This window comes from Roseateles sp. P4_D2, from assembly GCF_056401875.1.
Genome location: NZ_JBFUIM010000007.1, coordinates 138584 through 155344 on the forward strand (window position 1 = coordinate 138584; position 16761 = coordinate 155344).

Below are 16761 nucleotides of genomic sequence, written 5' to 3' on the forward strand. Positions count from 1 at the left end.
ATGGATATCCGGCGCGTCGTCATCCTCGGCGGCGGCTCTGCTGGCTGGATGTCGGCCGCCGCACTGACGACGGGGCTGCGCGGCGTCGCCGTTGAGCTGGTCGAGTCCGAGGAGATCGGCATCATCGGCGTCGGCGAAGCCACTTTTCCGTCGATCCGCAGCTTCAACGACATCCTCGGCATTGACGAGGCTGAGTTTCTCGCCGCCACGCGCGGCAGCTACAAGCTCGGCATCCAGTTCTGCGACTGGAAGCAGCGCGGCGAGCACTACTTCCACACCTTCGGCGACTTCGGCCCACTGGACGGCCCGATGGCGCTGTGGGGCCAGCTGCGCCGCCTGCAGACAGGCCCTGGCACGCCGCTGGGCGAGTTCTGCCTGCCGACGGTGATGGCGCGCCAAGGCCGATTCTGCAGGCCTGCAGAAGGCGAGGACAGCCTGGCCTCGCGCTACACCTACGCCTACCACTTCGACGCGACGCTCTACGCCGCCTTCCTGCGCCGCCTGGCCGAAGGTCGCGGCGCGAGGCGCACTGAGGGGCGCGTCGTCGGCGTGGAGCGCCACGAGGACGGCCGTGTGCGCGCGCTGCACCTGGCCGACGGGCGCGAGGTCGAGGGCGATCTCTTCATCGACTGCTCGGGCCTGGCGTCCCTGCTGATCGGCCAGACGCTCGAGCAGCGTTTCATTGACTACGGCCACTGGCTGCCAGTGGACCGCGCCTGGGCCGTGCCCACCGAGCGCGCACCGGGCGATCTCGCGCCCTTCACGCGCTCGACGGCGCTGGAGGCCGGCTGGGCCTGGCGCATCCCGCTGCAGGACCGCACCGGCAACGGCCATGTGTTCAGCAGCCGCTTCATCGACGAGGGACGGGCGCGCGAACAGCTGCTGGCCCAGCTCGACGCGCCGATGCTGGCCGAGCCGCGGCTGCTGCGCTTTCGCACCGGCCACCGCGAGCGCTTCTGGGTCAAGAACGTCGTCGCCATCGGCCTGGCCGCCGGCTTCCTGGAGCCGCTGGAGTCCACCGCCATCTTCATGGTGCACAACGCGCTGGGCCGCCTCATCCCGCTGCTCGGCGAGGCCGACCATGCGCAGGCCGCGGTCGGCTTCAACGTGCAGCAGCTGCGCCAGTACCAGCGCATCCGCGACTTCATCATCCTGCACTACGCCCTGAGCGAGCGCCGCGACAGCGAGTTCTGGCGCACGCTGACGAGCATGGAGCTGCCCGAGTCGCTGGACTACAAGCTGCATGCCTGGCGCGAGACCGGCACCCTGCATGCCTACGACAACGAGGCCTTCGACACGGCGAGCTGGCTGGCCATCCACGCCGGCATGGGCGACTGGCCGCGGCGCCGCAGCCCTTGGCCGGACGAGATGCCGGCTGAGTTGGCAGCCCGCTATCTCACTGAGCGCCATCAGGCCATTGCCGCGCTGGCCGCCGGCATGCCTGACCACGACAGCTTTCTGCGTGCACGCTTGAGCGGTGCTGCGGGATAGCGCCCATGCTCAGAGCCGAAGCCCCTACCTAGACTGGCGCGATGGAAAACCTGAACAAGCCGCTGCGGCGGGTCGTGATCGTCGGCGGTGGCGCCGCCGGCTGGATGTCGGCCGCCGCATTGAGTGCGGTGCTCAAGCCCCCGTATGAAATCCGCCTCGTCGAATCCGACGAAATCGGCATCATCGGCGTGGGCGAAGCGACCATCCCGCCGATCCGCATGTTCAACGGCCTGGCCAAGATTGACGAGGCGGAGTTCCTCAAAGCCACGCAAGGCACGTTCAAGCTCGGCATCGAATTCGTCAACTGGGGCCGCCAGGGCGAGCGCTATTTCCACGGCTTCGGCGGCGTCGGCCGCGAGGCGCTGTGGCCGGTGGACTTCTCGCAATACTGGCTGCGCCTGCGCGCGCTGGGCCGCGCGCTGCCGCTGGACGCCTACGTCATCTCCAACATGGCGGCCAAGGCCAACCGCTTCATGCTGCCGCGGCCGGACATGCAGAACTCGCCGATGGCCGCACTCGGCTATGCCTATCACTTCGACGCGTCGCTGTACGCGAAGCACCTGCGTGCCCTGAGCGAGCAGCGCGGCGTGCGCCGCACCGAAGGCAAGGTCGTGCGCGTGCTGCTCAATGAAGAACCGGGGCCAGCCGAAGGCCATGTGCGCGCCGTGCAGATGGAAAGCGGCGAACTGGTGGAGGGCGACCTCTTCCTCGACTGCTCCGGCTTTGCCAGCCTGCTGATCGAGAAGGCCCTGGGCACCGGCTTCGAGGACTGGAGCCACTGGCTGCCCTGCGACCGCGCCGTGGCGGTGCCCAGCGAGAGCACGAGCCCGCTGCTGCCCTATACGCGTTCGACCGCGCACCGGGCCGGCTGGCAATGGCGCATCCCGCTGCAGCACCGCGTCGGCAACGGCCATGTCTATTCCAGCAGCCATGTCAGCGACGACGAGGCGGCCGGCGTGCTGCTGAAGAATCTCGACGGCCAGCCGCTCGCCGACCCGCGGATCATCAAGTTCCGCACCGGCATGCGTGAGGAGGCGTGGCGGCGCAATGTGGTTGCCATCGGCATGTCGGCCGGCTTCGTCGAGCCGCTGGAGTCGACGGCCCTGCACCTGATCCAGATGGGTGTGGCCAAGCTCATCGAGGCCTTCCCCCACAGTGGCTTCGACGCCCTGGAGATCGCCGAGTACAACCGTCAGAGCCGCGAGCGCTACGAATACGTGCGCGACTTCATCGTGCTGCACTATCACCTGAACCAGCGCGACGACAGCGAGTTCTGGAAGGCCTGCGCGGCCATGGCCATTCCCGAGGCCCTGCGCTGGCGCATGGCGCTGTATGCCTCCAGCGGCCGCCTGGCCAATGTCGACGGCGACCTGTTCCGCGAGCCGAGTTGGCTGGAGGTCATGGAAGGCCAGAACCTGCGCCCCAAGGGCTGGCTGGCGCTCGCCGAGCTGCAAGGTGTCGAGGAAACGGCCGCCTACTTCAAGGGCGTGTCTGACACCATCGCGCAATGCGTGGCCGTGATGCCGGAGCACGCGGAGTTCGTGCGGCGCTACTGTCCGGCGATGCCAGTCTGATCACGCGAAACGGCTGAGCGAGGTGGAACTGCTCTCCGTCTCGCCCGACGCGATCGACGCCCACCCGCTGATCCGCGAGTACTTCGCGGCGCTGTTGAAGCGGTAGCAGCCCGAGGCGTTCCAGGCGGCCCACTCGCGGCTGTTCGACTATCTGTGCGAGAACACGCCGCACCGCCCGGACAGCCTCGACGGACTGGCCCCGCTCTACGAAGCCGCCACCCACGGCTGCCGCGCCGGACGACAGCAAGAGGCGTTTAGGTCGGAGCGACGGGCCTTGCGTCGAGGACCTGGTCCGCAAGTTCCGGAAGTGACGGCCGAACGGCGGGTTGCCTGAACCCGCCATGTCGGCCTACGCTTTCGCATCCAGCCAACCGCTTCACTTCGGATCGAAAGCCATGACCTCACTGCCGTCCCGCCGCCGATTCACCGCTGCGCTGCTGCTCGGCAGCCTGGCAGGTGGCTGCGCTGCCGCCGTCGAGTCGGTGAGCATCCCGCCGCCGGCCCAGGATCCGGCACCCACGGCAACCGGCCTGCAGACCGCGGTGTTCGCCGGTGGTTGCTTCTGGGGCGTGCAGGGTGTGTTTCAGCATGTGCAGGGCGTGCAGCAGGCCGTCTCCGGCTACGCGGGTGGCACGGCGAGCACGGCGAACTACAAGCAGGTCACCAGCGGCCGCACCGGCCATGCAGAGGCGGTCGAGGTGACGTTCGACCCATCGCAGGTCACCTACGGCGCCTTGCTGCAGGTCTTCTTCTCCGTGGCACACAACCCGACGCAGCTGAACCACCAGGGACCGGACATCGGCCGCCAATACCGCTCGGCCCTGTTTCCCGCCGACGCGGCGCAGCGCGAGACGGCCCAGGCCTACATCGCGCAATTGGACGCGACAGGGCTCTACGGCAAGCCCATCGTGACCAAGGTGGAGAACAGGGGCAACTTCTATCCCGCCGAGAAATTCCATCAGGACTACTTGGTCGACAACCCGCGAGACCCCTACATCGTGTTCCACGACCTGCCCAAGATCGCGGCGCTGAAGCGGCTTTTCGGCGAACGGTTCAGAAGCGAGCCCATGCTGGTGAAGCAGGCGCGTTGATCCTGGCCCAGTGGCCGACGCGCATAAAAAAAGCACCGCGGAGCCAACCGCGGTGCCGGGTCTTGCGAGTGGCGGGCGGGCCGGGCGGCCCGCCCTTCATCAAGCTCAGAAGCTGTACTGCATGCTGACGCGATAGCCGCGGCCCGACGTGAAGTAGTTGTGGCCGATCATGCCGATGTGCTGCTGCATGATCTGCTTGTACGTCTTGTTCGTCAGGTTGGTGGCATCGACACCCAGGGACAGATCGTTGCCGATCTTCAGGTGCAGACCTGCGTCGACCTGTCCATAGCCGTCAGCCCAAAGCGGCAGGCCCACGGGCAGGTTGTGCTGACCAAAGTTGGCGCTCGCCGGGTTGGTGTCCAGCGCATTGGTCTGGTTGGGGCCGGTGTTGTCGGAGTTCAGCGCCACGCCGTAGAGGTATCTGCCGCGGTAGTTGTAGGCAATGCGGGCAGAGACCGGACCACGGTCGTAGAGCAGCGCGATGTTGAAGGTGTTCTTCGACAGGTTGTCCAGCGGCATGTCGCCGAAGGAACGACCATCGGTGTCACAACCGTTGATGTACAGGTTCAGGTTGTCCTGGCCTGCACCGGGCGAGCAATAGCCCGTGTACACCGCGTTGTAGCGCTTCACCTTGCTGTCCACGTAGGTGTAGTTCGCCTGCAGGCCGATGCCCTGCAGCAGCGAGGGCAGCCCCTCGAAGTACTGCTGGTAGGCCACTTCGAAGCCGCGCGCATAACCCTTGGCGCCGTTGACCGGGCCATTCAGCACGAAGTTGACCGGCTTGCCGTTGGCGTCGTTGACCGTGCGGTTGAAAGCCTGGTTGACGATGATGTCCTTGAGGTTCTTGTTGAAGACGGCGGCAGTCACGGAGCCGTTCTTCGCGAAGTACCACTCGGCCGTCACGTCTTCCTGGTCGGAGCGGATGGGCTTGAGCTCGGGGTTGCCGCTGGCCGTGCCGGTCAGGTTGATCTTCTTGACGTTGGGCGGCACGCTTTGCGCATCGACCTCGATGGTTTGCGACATCGACAGGAAACCCTGCATCTGGCTGAACTGCGGGCGCGCCAGGGCCTTGGACGCGGCAAAGCGGAACTGCAGCGCGCCGTCCGCCGTGGCCTTCCACTTCAGGTTCAGGCTGGGCAGGTAGTCCGTGAAGCTCTGGTTGAAGTTCTGCTCCTTGGCGAACGGTGTCAGCTGCGGCACGGCCAAGCCAACCGCCCCGGGCGGTGCGGCCTGCGTGGTCAGGATGGTGTAGCCGTCGGCCTGGTTCTTGGTGTGGACTGCGCGCAGGCCGACGTTGCCGTCGATGGGCAGGCCCACCTCATCGAAGGAAAAGCGCAGCTGTGCATACCCCGCCGTGGTGGTCTCGGCCTGGGTGTTGCGGCCGGCCGGGTCGGTGCCGAAGGAAGTAGGAGCCCACTTGCCGCCGCCCTGGATGCTGTTGGCCTGCTGCGGGCAGCCCGCACCATCCCAGCCCGGCTTGAAGTTCGTGCACTCGTTCAGGTAGAGCTGGTGCAGCTTGTTGTAGCTGTTGGGCCAGTCGAAGGCCACCGAAGCCGCCGGGAAATACAGCGACGGGAGGTTGGCCTTGCCGCCGCCCATGAAGTCGGCGTAGTTGTTCTTGTAGGTGGGGATATCCGGCGCCTTGGTGATGTAGGCCAGGTCGCCGATGTTCCAGCCCACCTGCCAGGCGTGGGTGATGGTCGCCCAGTTGTAGCTCGGGTTGCTGTTGATGGTCTCGGCGTCGCGCTTGGCGATGCGCACGCCCACGCGCAGGTCGTTGAGGATCTTGTTGTCGTGGAAGACCCAGCGCGCATCACCCTTCCAGGCTTTTTGCGTGCCCTTGCCCTTGTCCAGGTGGTCCATCATCATCGCCCAGTAGTACTTGCTGGGGTCGTTGAGGACGGCCATGTCACTGGCGTCGAACACCAGGCGCGGCATCGAGCCGGTGTAGTCCACGGTCTCCTTGGGCAGGGCCACAGCGGTGCCTACCGTGGAGTCGAAGTTGTTGGTCTTGGAGCGGATGTACTGGAAGTCAGACGTCAGCGTCAGCTGCTCGTTGACCTTGCCGGAAATCTTCCAGGCCAGTTCATCGGTCTGCGAGTTGCGCTTGGAGTAGCGCGTCTGGTTCTCGACTTCGATGCCGGTGTAGTTGCCGTTGGCGTCCTTCTTGCCGGTCAGCACGCCCTTGGTCATCACGCCGTTGGCGTCGTAGGTGCCGTCCAGCACCTCGACGTTGTAGGGGTCGACCTGGGCGCTGACGTTGTTCTCGTTCCAGTTGAACTTGAACTTGGAACGGAAGAAGGTCAGCGAGGACTCGACGTCGTCCTTCTTCCATTGCAGCGCGCCGTAGATGCCGTCGCGCGTGCGGTCGTAGAACTGCTGCTTCCACGACATGTCGCGGGAGAACCAGGTCGGGCTGGTCGGCGTGGCCTTGTAGAACGGGTCCAGCACCAGGCCGTCCGTGCGGTTGGAACTGAGCGAATGCGCCACGTCGATCAGCGCGCCGAACTTGCCCGCGTCGGTGTTCCAGGTGTTGGACAGCAGGCCCGAGACGCTGGGCTTGTTCTTCTTGGCCAGGCTGTTGCGCGAGACGTCGAGCGAAATCGAGCCCTTGAAGCCGGGAAAGTCGAAGGGCAGGGCCGTGCGCAGGTTCACCAGGCCGCCGATGGCGCCCTCGATCTGCTCGGCCGAGGGATTCTTGTAGACGTCCACGCCGGCCATCAGCTCGGGCGGCACGTCCTCGAAGCCCAGCGTGCGGCCCTGGTTGGCGCTGAAGGTCTCGCGGCCGTTCAGCGTTGAGCTGACATAGGTCAGGCCGCGGATGTTGACGCCCGACCCTTCGACCGAGAAGTGCACCGGGTCGTTGGACGACGACACCCGCGACATCGTGGCCCCGACGATGCGCTGCAGCACCTCGGACACCGAGCGGTCGGGCAGCTTGCCGATCTCGTCGGCGACGACCGAGTCGACGATCTCGTCTGATTCCTGTTTGAGTTTCTGCGCCGACGCAAGCGCGGCGCGGCGCCCAGAAACAATGACGGTCTCCAGGGCCTGAGGCGCCTTGTCAGCCGCGGGTGCTGCCGCCGGAGCTGGCGCGGGCGTGTTCTGCGCCAGCGCCGGTGTGGCTGCCCAAACCAGCGCCTGTACGGCCGCCAGGGACAGCGTTGTCCTCTTGAAATGTCTCATCCTCTTTGCTCCTCTTCGGTGGGAAACACTCAGCCCTTGCGGGCCTCGTGCCGGTCCTGCTGGTTTCTATGCCGCAGGTATTTGGTAACGCTAACAATGTCCAAGTAATCGGACATCCGGACTACTAGGGATAGGGGATATACGCATGGCTCCTGCATTCAACCCTCCTTTCTCCGCAGATGGATGTGCTGTGCTGGCAACTCGAGTGCCACGGTTTCCAGAGATTCTGGTAGCGCTATCCTCGAGCCAACGAGGCGCTCGGCGCCAGGCACCAGATCGATGAAGTTGTCCGCCAGATCCAGGCCCGGGTGCTGGAGCCAAAGGCCTTTGACCGGTCGATCGCAGCTCAGCCGCAAGGCCTGGCCCTCGGCCTGGATGGCGATGCGCGCGCCGGCCAGGCGGTAGAACTTGAAGGGTTCGGTCCAGGCGCAATCCCGCGCGACCTCGTGGCCGTCCGCATCGAAGGCGCACAACTCGGCGACGACCGGCTCGTCAAAGCCCGGCAGAGGCTGGGTCGTCTCGACGCTGGTCGACGCTGGAACCGCTTGCAAGACGCGGGTGCTGGCGAGCTGGCGTCCATCCATCGCGAACAGGCGCAACTGCAACGCCAGTTCACAGGCCTGAGCCTCGCCGTTCATGACGGACAGCCGCACCTGCCCTGTCTCCAGCCGCACGGCCACGGCCAGCGGCGCCAGGGCGCGGCGCACGGCATGCCAGGCAGGCTTGACGGTGCCCGATGAGTCGATGAGGGCCCAGCTCGTCACAGGCCAGCAATCGTTGAGCTGCCAGACCAGGGCACCGCCCACGGCGCGCGCGCCGGGCCGCTGCCAGCGGCGGCGAAAGTCCTGGTAGGCCACCCGCATGGCCTCGGCCTGCACGAACTGCGTCGCGTAGACGTGGTCCGCCAGCGTGCCGCCCACGCGCAGGTTGTCGGCCAGATAGACCGACAGGCGCCGATGCCCGTCCGGCCCCGCCGCCGAGCCGGCCTTGTTGTGCCACTGCACCGTGCGGCTCTCGGGGAAGCGCTCGGCTTTGGGCAGCACCGATTCGAACAAGGCCAGCGAGGGATGCGACTGCATGCCGAATTCGCTGACGAAGCGCGCCTGCACGTCGCCATAGCGTTGGTAGGGCAGCATCTGCTGGTGCCAGACCTCCCAGCTGTGGCGGTCGCCCACGGTCGCGTCGGAGGACTTGGCGCCGTCGCCTGGGGTGAAAGGGCTGCCCGGCCAGTAGGTGGTGTCCGGGTCCAGTGCCGCGCAGATCTCGGGCAGCAGGCCCTCGTAGATCGCCCGCGCCTCGAAGCGTTCGGCCGGCACGCCCGGGCCGGCCAGGCCGACGGACTCGGCCAGCATGTAGTCCTCGTTGTTGCCGCACCAGAGCGCCATGCAGGCGTGGTGGCGCAGACGCTTCACGGCGCTCTCAGCCTCCGCACGCACGCTGGCGAGGTAGTCGGCGTTGGCGGGGTAGAGACCACAGGCGAACATGAAGTCCTGCCAGACCAGCAGGCCGAGCTCGTCGCAGGCCTCATAGAAAGCCTCGTGCTCATAGATGCCGCCGCCCCAGACGCGCAGCATGTTCATGTTGGCCGCCGCCGCCTGGGCCACGCGCTCGCGGTAGCGCGCCGGCGTGATGCGCTCCAGCAGGTTGTCGTCGGGAATCCAGTTCGCGCCGCCGGCAAAGAAGGCCTGGCCGTTGACCTCGAAATGGAAGCTGCTGCCCGCCTCGCCTTCGACGGGGACCTGCACAAGGCGCAGCGTGCGCAGGCCGATGCGGCGGCTGTCCTGCGCCACGACCTGATCGCCGTCCAGCAAGTGGGCCACCAGCGTGTACAGCGGTTGCCCGCCCAGGCCGCGGGGCCACCAGAGCTGGGCCTCGCTGACATTCAGGGTCGCACACGCTGCATCGGCTGGCACGACCTGGCGGGCCACGCTGCGGCCGTCGGCGTCCAGCAGCTCGAAGGCGCAGCGCAAGCCGGCGGCACCGGCGGGCCGCGCCGAGACCTGCAGCGTCGCGCGCCGCCCGGCCACATCCACGTCGCTGCGGCAGTGCAGATCGTCCAGGCGCGCCGACCAGCTGTGCCGGCGCACCGCGCGCCAAGGGCCGCTGACGAGGAGCTCGGGGCCCCAGTCCCAACCAAAGTGGTACTGCGCCTTGCGAGCATGCAGACGGGCGCTGTCGCCGTTCCAGAGCTGGCGCTTGCCATGCACGGCCTCCACCTCGCGGGCAAGGCGCAGCGGCGGCTCAAAGCACAGCAGCAGTTCGTTGCGCCCGGGCTGCAGGCGGCGGCGCACGTCGACCCGGCGCGGCACGAACATGTTGTCCGATGCCAGCAGCTTCTCGCCGTTGAGCCAGACGCTGCAATAGGTGTCCAGGCCCTCGAAGACCAGGTCCTCGTGGTCGGCCAGTGCGCCGGCCTCGAAGCCCAGCCGCCAGGCCCAGCGGCGCTCGCCGACCCAGCGCACCTCGGCCTCGTTCATGCCGTAGAAGGGATCGGGAATGCGCCCGGCCGCCAGCAACGCGCCATGGGCCGTGCCGGGCACAGTGGCCGGCAGCCAGGCATCAGCGGGCAAAGCCGACAGCGCCGGCCCGCCAAGGCCCTCGGGCGCCTCGGCCAGCAGCCAGCCGTCATGCAGATCGATCAGTCGTTCAGGGCTCACGTGTCGGAGTCGTTGCGGTTGCGTTGCACACCAGCCCGCGGCGGGAGACCCCGAGCCGAACGGCATGCTTCGCCGTTCAGCCTCTGCGCCGCGCCTCAACGCGGCCGCGGCTTGTCTCCTGCTTCGCCACAAGCAAAGCTAAACATTGTTCTGTTGCGCATTCTGTTTCTCTACGACAACGCTAGCACTCGGGGATATTCCTGATGTTTTCTGGAAGAGACAGTCAACACAGCCGCTCAACTGCCGCACATAATCCGGTCCGTTTAGTAAACAACAACGAGACAAAGTGGCCAAGCCGGCCACGCGCTTCCCCCGCAATGAAAGCCCTGCTCACCCAGGCGGCGCTGGTCCTCGGTCTCGCTGCCGGCGTGCCACTCGCTCACGCCGCCCGCCTGGTCATCTGGATGGTGGGCGACGACAAGACGCCCCAGGTCATGCAGCCGGCCGTCGCCGCCTTCCGCGCCGCCCATCCGGATGTCGCCGTGGAAGTGCGCGACGTGCCCTGGGCTGACGCGATGACCAAGTACTCAGCGGCACTGGCCAGCCGGCGTGGGCCTGATCTCGTCACCGGCAGCACCTCCTACGCAATCGCGCTCGGCGCCAAGGGCGCGCTGGTCGACCTGAACCAGGCTGCGCCCGACCTCGCCCGCCAGCTCGAACAGCACGCCAACCCCGGCGCGCTGCGCGCCATCCGCCGCCCGGACGGCCGCCTCTACGGCGCCCCCTTCGACATGCATGTGCAGCTGCAGTACTACCGCAGCGACTTGGCTGCAGAGGCACCCGGAGACTGGGAAAGCTTCATCCGTGTCGCCCGCACGCAACGCGCCCAGGGACACGGCTTTGCACAGCAATGGGGCAATACCAGCTGGCTGGGCTTCTACCCCTACCTGCGCCAGGCCGGCGGGGCGGTCTACGACGCCAACTGCGCACACGCCGTCATCGACAGCCCCGAGGCCGTGCGCGCGCTGACCTATTACGCGCGCCTGTACCGCGAGCTGCAGGCACCCACGGATGGCTGGCCCGACGCCGACGGCGGCCTGGAAAGCGGCGCCTACGGGTTGATGCAGTCCGGCACCTGGCTGCTGTCGCGAATGGACATGGTTCACAAGGGCCTGGTCGGGCGGTGGGCCGCCGCGCCGCTGCCCATCGGCCCGACGGGCAAGCGCACCGCAGTGCTGGGCGGCACGGTGCTGGCCATCACACGCTTCTCGCCCAATCGCGAGCTGGCATTGGACTTCATGCGCACCGTCTACCAGCCCGAGGTCACACGCCGCATGGCCGAGGCCGCGCTGGCCTACGGCGGCATGTGGCTGCCCTCCGGCCGGCAGGATCAGATCGCCACCCTGCCCCTGCCCCACCGCGAGGCTCTGCTGACCCAGCTCGCCGACGCCGAGGGCCCGCCGCCCTGCCCCGCATGGATGCGCCAGGACTACATCGTCACCCGCGCCGTGCAGCGCGTCGTGCTGGCCGGCGGCGACCCGCAGGCCGAGTTGAGCCGCGCGGCCGCCGTCATGAACCGTGCACTGGCAGCATTGGGAGCGCAGCCATGATCTGGCGCCGCCATGGCCGTGACATGTTGCTCGTCGCGCCCTTCTTCGCCCTGTTCGGCCTGTTCGGCGTCTGGCCCGTGCTGCGGTCGGCCTGGCTGAGCTTCACCGACTACCACGCCACCGACGCCCCCAACTGGATCGGCCTGCGCAACTACGCCGAACTCTTCGCCGACGAGCGCTTCTGGACGGCGCTGGGCAACACCGCCACCTACATGGCCTCGGTGTCGGTCATCGCCGTGCTGCTCGGCCTCGTGCTGGCGCTGAACTTCGGCAGCAACTCGCGCCTGCACCAGTGGGTGCGCGTGGCCTTCTTCCTGCCAGCCGTGGCTGGCGGCGTCGGCGCCATCTCGGCCTGGAAGTGGCTCGCCAACTCCGAGGCCTATGGCCTGTTCAACAGCGTTCGCGCGGCCGTCGGCCTGGAGCCGGCGCGCTTCCTCGGTGACCCGCAATGGACGATGCCCGTCCTCGTCCTCGTCGGCGTCTGGTCGGTGCTCGGCTACAACCTCGTCATCTTCGTCGCCGGCCTGCGCGCCATCCCCGAAGAGCTCTACCAGGCCGCGCGTCTGGACGGCGCCTCACGCTGGCAGCAGTTGCTGCACATCACGCTGCCCAACCTGCGCCCCACGCTGGTCTATGTGAGCGTGACCGGCATGATCGCCAGCTTCCAGGTCTTCTATGAGCCCTATCTGCTCTACGGCGCGGTCGAGACGCTCGGCGGCCCGCTGGACTCGGCGCTGATGCTGGTCACCTATCTCTTCGACCGGGGCTTTCGCCAGCTCGACTTGGGCCTGGCCTCGGCGGCCGCCTGGGTGCTGACGACGCTGCTGTTCGGCCTGACCTGGCTGAACCTCAAGCTGATCGGCCGGGAGGGCGGGCGATGAAGTGGACTCGCCTCCTCCAGGCACCGCTGTGGCTGCTGGTGCCCGCCATGCTGCTGCCCTACTACTGGATGGCCGCCGGCGCCTTCAAGACCGTGGCCGAGCTGCTGCGCCAGCCGCCCACGCTGCTGCCCCACGCTCCCACGTCGCGCAACTTCTTCAACCCCGACTGGGCCGGTACCACGGCCGATCCGACCAAGCTCGCCGGCATCCTGCAGGTGCAGGTCGAGGGCCACGGCTTCCTGCGCTTTTATGCCAACAGCCTGCTCGTCACCATCGTCGTCACGGTCGTCAGCCTGCTGGCCGCGTCGCTGGTCGCCTTCGTGCTGACCAAGCGGCCCTTTCCCGGCAGCCGCTGGCTGTTCCGCGCGCTGCTGGTGTCGATGATGCTGCCGTGGGAAGTCACCATCGTGCCCAACTTCGTCACTGTGGCGCAGCTGGGCTGGATCAACACGTACGCCGCCCTGCTGGTGCCGGGCCTGGCGAAAGCCTTCGTCGTCTTCTACTTCCGCCAGGCCATGCTGAGCGTGCCCGACGAACTCATCAGCGCCGCGACCCTGGACGGCGCCGGCACGCTGCGCATCTGGTGGAGCGTCGTGCTGCCCATGCTGCGGCCAGCTCTGGCGGCGATTGCCATCCCGGTGGCGGTGGGCGAGTGGAACAACTTCCTGTGGCCGCTGCTCGTCGTCAACGACGCGGCCACGCTGACCCTGCCGCTGCAACTCGGCAAGATGGCGGGCGACCTGAGCTTCAACCCGCAATCGGCCGCCGTGTTGATGGCGGGGTCGCTGCTCGCCTCGCTGCCGGCCGTCGTGCTCTTCCTGGTTTTCCAGAAGCAGTTCGTCGCCGGGCTGCAAGCGGGCGCCACCAAGGGCTGACATGAGATTTCTGAAGGGATTCGCGTTGTACTTGTCATTGATGCTGCCGGCCGTCGGCCAGGCGGCAAACGACCCACGGCTGCAGGCCGTCATGCAACGGCTTCAGGCCGGCGAGACCATCACGCTCGCCACCATCGGCGGCTCCATCACGACCGGCTACGCCGCCCAGCCTCCCCGCGAGCGCGGCTGGGCGGCCCTGCTCGCCAGGTCGCTCGGCCCCAAGGCCAGGCTGGTCAACGCCGGCGTCAGCGGCACGGACTCCGCCGCCGGTGTGCAGCGGCTGCAGACGCAGGTGCTGGACAAGTCGCCCGACCTGGTCATCGTCGAGTTCGGCGTCAACGACCAGTGGCTGGATCCGGCCGTGCGCGGCAGCAGCTATGAAGCCATCCTGCGCCGCCTGTTGACTTCCAAGAAGCCGCCCGCGGTCGTCGTGCTCGGCCTGACGCAGCAGGGCAACCAGGCGCGCGACGCGGTCGATGCGCAGCTGAAGCTGGCCGCTCACTACGGCCTCGCCGCGCTGGACTTCGGTCGCTGGATGCAGGCCCGCGTCGATGCCGGCGAAGACCGCTGGGCGGCTCTCTACGACGAGCCCGTCCACCCGAACGCCACCGGCCATCAGCGCATCGCGCTTGCGCTGGCCGAGACACTGCGGGCAGCCGCCCGCGGGCCGGTCGCCGCGCCCGCGCCGCTGCCCGAGCCCGTCTACGGCCGCGCCCACGAGTTCACGCGGATGCTGGCCGGCGAAACCCTCAAGCCCTACCAGGTGCATGGCTTCGAGCGTGGCGGCGAGGTGCATCCCGAGTGGACCGGCCAGCAGCCCGGCTGGGTCAGCAAGGTCGACGATGCCGAGGCTCATTTTCTCGTCTGGGGACGCGAGGTCGCGGTCTTCCACGCCGAAAGCGAGCACTACCGCAACCTCGAAGCCTGGGTGGACGACGGGCCTGTCGTCACGCTCCGCGGCCAGGTGCCGGAACGCAAGGGCTACCTCGGCTGGCACTACGCCGTCGTCGGTCGCGAGCTGGAGCCCGGCGCCCACCTGCTGCACGTGCGCGTGAAGAAGGACGAATGGACCGGCAGCGGCCGCCCGGCGAGCCTGCTGGCCGTCATGTCGGCCGGCATCTTCCCGCCCGAACTCCACCCGAGCGATTTCGTGCGCGAGGCGCCGTCAAGCAAGCCAGGCCTGATAGCCGCGGACGATCCCAAGCTGCGCTGGATCGGCCGCATCGGCAGCGCGCCCGGCGGCAAGCTGCTGGCGTGGAGCGGCAGCGAGCTGCGCGCCCGCTTCACCGGCGACCAGCTCACGCTGCGCCTGGCACCGTCGCGCGGCGGTATCAACCATTTCACCGTCGAGGTCGACGGCCGCCGCCACGCACTGGCGCTGCGCAGCAGCGGGCCGGCCGACTGGCGGCTGCCCTTGACGGCCGGAGAACACGAGCTGCGCCTCGTCAAGCGTACCGAGGCTTCGCAGGCTGAAAGCCTCTTCCTGGGTCTGCGTCTGGCCGAAGGCGGCAGGCTGCTCGACCCTCCGCCACTGCGCCCGCTCAAGTTCGAGTTCTATGGCGACTCCATCACCGCAGGCGCATGCAATGGCGACATCGGCGAAGACCAGTACGCCGACATGTCCAGCCACGACGGCACGCGAGCCTATGGCGCGGTGACGGCTGCCAGGCTGGGCGCGGACTACGTCGGCATTGCCGTCAGCGGCATCGGCATCACGGCGACCTGGGACCAGTTGCTGATGCCCGAGGTCTGGAACCGCTATGCACCGCGGCTGGACGCACCGGTCGCGCCGCCCGAAGCACGCGCCCCCGACGTCGTGCTGCTCAACCTCGGCCAGAACGACCATGGCTTCCCGGCTTCGAAGGGCCAGACCATCGCCGCTGACTTCGGCCCGCGCTATCTCGCCTTCGTACGCGGCCTGCGCGCGCGCTACCCGCAAGCCAAGATCGTGCTGCTGATGGGCGGCATGTCGGCCCCGCGCGAACAACCCGCCATCCCGCGTGCCGTGCTGGGCGCCATGCAGACGCTGCGCGCGGAAGGCGACGTCAAGGTCTGGTCCTACCGCTTCGAGGCCTTCTCCTGGGCCCATCCGCGCATCGACGTGCATGCCTTGATGGCCGACGAGTTGACCCGTTTCCTGAAAGACGAGGTGCTGAAATGATCCCAGTTCCCGACATGCGCCAGCCCGCAGCGTTGTGGGCGCACATGCGCCACACGCTGGACTTCTACGCGCCGCGTGCGCGCGACGAAACCGGCGGCTGCTTCCAGTTCTTCAAGGATGACGGCACGATCTACGACCGCTGCACCCGCCACCTCGTCAGCAGCACGCGCTTCGTCTTCAACCACGCGCTGGCCTGGCGCTGGTTTGGCGGACCTGTTCACGACGTCGCGCACGCACTGGCCTTCGTCAACCAGGTCCATGCTCAGCCGCAAGGGGGCTATGCCTGGGTGCTGGACTGGCACGGCGGCCGCGCCACGGTGCTCGACGGCACCAACCATTGCTACGGCCTGGCCTTCGTGCTGTTGGCCAACTCGCACGCCACGGAAGCCGGCGTGCCCGGCGCGCGCGAAGGCATCGCCGCCACCTTCGAACTGATGGACCAGCACTTCTGGGAACCCGCCCACGGCCTCTACGCCGACGAGGCGACGCCGGACTGGGGCATCGGTCCCTACCGCGGCCAGAACGCCAACATGCACGCCTGCGAAGCCATGCTGGCCGCTCACGCCGCCACCGGCGAATCTCGCTACCTCGACCGTGCGCTGACCCTGGCCACGTCCATCGCCCAACGCCAGGCGGCGCTCGCGGGCGGCCTCGTCTGGGAGCACTACAAGACCGACTGGACACCCGACTGGGACTACAACCGCGACGACAAGACCAACATCTTCCGGCCCTGGGGCTTCCAGACCGGCCACCTCACCGAGTGGGCCAAGCTGCTGCTGATGCTGGATCGTCGTCTGGGCGCAGCGGCACCCGGCTGGCTGGTGCCGACGGCGCGCCACTTCTTCGACACCGCCATGCAGCGCGGCTGGGACGGCGTTCACGGCGGCCTCGTCTATGGCTTCGCGCCGGACGAATCATGGCGCCCCCCGCCCGCGGGTACGCAGCCGTCCCCCCGAGGGGGACACGTCGGCCTTGGGAGCGGCCCGGCGCCCGACATGAAGGTGTGCGACGCCGACAAATACTTCTGGGTCCAGGCCGAAAGCCTTGCCGCCGCCGCCTGGCTGGCCGTACGCACCGGCGACGACGCCTACTGGGCCTGGTACGACCGGATCTGGGCCTATGCCTGGCAGCACTTCGTCGACCACCAGCACGGCGCCTGGTATCGCATCCTGGCGCCCGACAACCGCAAGGTCACCGACGAGAAAAGTCCCGCCGGCAAGACCGATTACCACACCATGGGTGCCTGCCAGGACGTGCTGGCCGCGCTCGGCGTGCAACCGCCGGCGCGGGGCTGA

Annotated in this window: 10 protein-coding genes; 8 read left to right on the top strand and 2 right to left on the bottom strand. The window is 67.9% G+C overall.

Annotated features, from left to right (window positions below; genetic code table 11):
- From AC1DW0_RS14370 to msrA, 3 genes are all read left to right on the top strand, one after another.
- On the top strand, nt 1–1491 hold the full coding sequence (locus tag AC1DW0_RS14370; RefSeq protein WP_477946548.1) for a tryptophan halogenase family protein: 1491 nt from the start codon (nt 1–3) through the stop codon (nt 1489–1491).
- 41 nt (nt 1492–1532) lie between these two features.
- Entirely contained in the window at nt 1533–3065 is a 1533-nt protein-coding gene (locus AC1DW0_RS14375) for a tryptophan halogenase family protein (protein ID WP_477946550.1), read from the top strand.
- A 395-nt stretch (nt 3066–3460) separates the two neighbouring features.
- On the top strand, nt 3461–4156 hold the full coding sequence (gene msrA, locus AC1DW0_RS14380; RefSeq protein ID WP_477946552.1) for a peptide-methionine (S)-S-oxide reductase MsrA: 696 nt from the start codon (nt 3461–3463) through the stop codon (nt 4154–4156).
- A gap of 105 nt (nt 4157–4261) precedes the next feature.
- Here msrA and AC1DW0_RS14385 read toward each other — a convergent pair whose 3' ends face one another.
- Complete coding sequence (locus tag AC1DW0_RS14385; protein ID WP_056203880.1) at nt 4262–7342, bottom strand: TonB-dependent receptor; 3081 nt, start codon at nt 7340–7342, stop codon at nt 4262–4264.
- Nucleotides 7343–7500: 158 nt separating this feature from the next.
- The gene (locus AC1DW0_RS14390; RefSeq protein WP_457353718.1) at nt 7501–9999 is read right to left on the bottom strand and encodes a glycoside hydrolase family 2 protein; all 2499 of its coding nucleotides are present in this window, start codon (nt 9997–9999) and stop codon (nt 7501–7503) included.
- 317 nt (nt 10000–10316) lie between these two features.
- On the opposite strand from AC1DW0_RS14390, the gene AC1DW0_RS14395 reads away from it, so the two are divergent.
- Genes AC1DW0_RS14395 through AC1DW0_RS14415 form a run of 5 tightly spaced genes read left to right on the top strand, consistent with a single transcriptional unit; the run spans nt 10317 to nt 16761 of the window.
- Nucleotides 10317–11549 carry an extracellular solute-binding protein gene (locus tag AC1DW0_RS14395; RefSeq protein ID WP_457353720.1) on the top strand — a complete coding sequence of 411 codons (1233 nt, stop codon included), beginning with the start codon at nt 10317–10319 and terminating at the stop codon, nt 11547–11549.
- The gene (locus AC1DW0_RS14400) at nt 11546–12430 is read left to right on the top strand and encodes a carbohydrate ABC transporter permease (RefSeq protein WP_457353722.1); all 885 of its coding nucleotides are present in this window, start codon (nt 11546–11548) and stop codon (nt 12428–12430) included. Before AC1DW0_RS14395 ends, AC1DW0_RS14400 begins: the two co-directional genes overlap by 4 nt.
- Nucleotides 12427–13305 (top strand): carbohydrate ABC transporter permease, encoded by an 879-nt coding sequence (locus tag AC1DW0_RS14405; RefSeq protein WP_477946556.1) that lies wholly within the window; start codon nt 12427–12429, stop codon nt 13303–13305. Before AC1DW0_RS14400 ends, AC1DW0_RS14405 begins: the two co-directional genes overlap by 4 nt.
- A gap of 1 nt (nt 13306) precedes the next feature.
- A complete protein-coding gene (locus tag AC1DW0_RS14410) occupies nt 13307–15466 on the top strand; it encodes a GDSL-type esterase/lipase family protein (protein ID WP_477946558.1) in 2160 nt (719 codons plus the stop codon).
- Nucleotides 15463–16761: an AGE family epimerase/isomerase gene (locus tag AC1DW0_RS14415; protein ID WP_477946560.1), complete on the top strand. Its 1299-nt coding sequence runs from the start codon at nt 15463–15465 to the stop codon at nt 16759–16761. The genes AC1DW0_RS14410 and AC1DW0_RS14415 overlap by 4 nt, the downstream gene beginning before the upstream one ends.

Coding starts and splice junctions, on each gene's coding strand:
- AC1DW0_RS14370 (WP_477946548.1), top strand. CDS start 1: ATGGATATCCGGCGCGTCGTCATCCTCGGCGGCGGCTCTGCTGGCTGG.
- AC1DW0_RS14375 (WP_477946550.1), top strand. CDS start 1,533: ATGGAAAACCTGAACAAGCCGCTGCGGCGGGTCGTGATCGTCGGCGGT.
- msrA (WP_477946552.1), top strand. CDS start 3,461: ATGACCTCACTGCCGTCCCGCCGCCGATTCACCGCTGCGCTGCTGCTC.
- AC1DW0_RS14385 (WP_056203880.1), bottom strand. CDS start 7,342: ATGAGACATTTCAAGAGGACAACGCTGTCCCTGGCGGCCGTACAGGCG.
- AC1DW0_RS14395 (WP_457353720.1), top strand. CDS start 10,317: ATGAAAGCCCTGCTCACCCAGGCGGCGCTGGTCCTCGGTCTCGCTGCC.
- AC1DW0_RS14400 (WP_457353722.1), top strand. CDS start 11,546: ATGATCTGGCGCCGCCATGGCCGTGACATGTTGCTCGTCGCGCCCTTC.
- AC1DW0_RS14405 (WP_477946556.1), top strand. CDS start 12,427: ATGAAGTGGACTCGCCTCCTCCAGGCACCGCTGTGGCTGCTGGTGCCC.
- AC1DW0_RS14410 (WP_477946558.1), top strand. CDS start 13,307: ATGAGATTTCTGAAGGGATTCGCGTTGTACTTGTCATTGATGCTGCCG.
- AC1DW0_RS14415 (WP_477946560.1), top strand. CDS start 15,463: ATGATCCCAGTTCCCGACATGCGCCAGCCCGCAGCGTTGTGGGCGCAC.